We start from the raw sequence: 544 nt of genomic DNA, 5'->3' as shown, positions 1-544 counted from the left end.
TCGGCCGCGCGCGCGGCGATCGCCTTCAACTGCTTCACCTGCGCGACGCTGGTGGCGACGAGCAGCTTGCCGGTGCGCCGGTGCGGCACGTGATGCGTCTCGCAGAATTCGTACAGCAGGTCGCGCCCGTGCACGCACGACGTCGCCTTCAGCGACCCGCGCGGATAGTAGAGCCCCGCATGGATCACTTCGCTGTTGCGCGAGCTCGTACCCGTGCCGATCGCATCGGCGGCCTCGAGCACGAGCGTTTCACGCCCGCGCGCGGCCAGTTCGCGCGCAATCGCAAGACCGACGACGCCCGCGCCGATCACGACACAATCCATCTGCTCCATGACGTTTCGCGCCGCTAGCGCGTCGAGGGGAGAGAAGAGAATTGTACGTCCCGGTTCTCCCGCTTGCCGAAGGTCGCGCACCGCGTCGCGGCGACACGGTGCACGCCGTACGGCACGGCGCGCGCATGCCGCCGCCGTGCCCGCGCCGCCGGTTCAGAAGCCGATCGGCCGGCGCTTCGCGGCGCCCTCGTCGGCCCGGATGTCGCGCGGCC

At 70.8% G+C, this 544-nt stretch carries 1 protein-coding gene; it reads right to left on the bottom strand.

What is annotated here, in order from left to right; genetic code table 11:
- Positions 1-332, bottom strand: a 332-nt coding sequence (locus L810_RS43045; RefSeq protein WP_042978435.1) for an NAD(P)/FAD-dependent oxidoreductase, incomplete at its 3' end; no start/stop codon positions are given.
- Positions 333-544 lie beyond the last annotated feature (212 nt).

Source organism: Burkholderia sp. AU4i (assembly GCF_000466765.1).
Taxonomy (GTDB): domain Bacteria; phylum Pseudomonadota; class Gammaproteobacteria; order Burkholderiales; family Burkholderiaceae; genus Burkholderia; species Burkholderia cepacia.
Note: the sequence above shows the minus strand (reverse complement) of the source record. Positions and strands in the feature narration are given on the sequence as shown.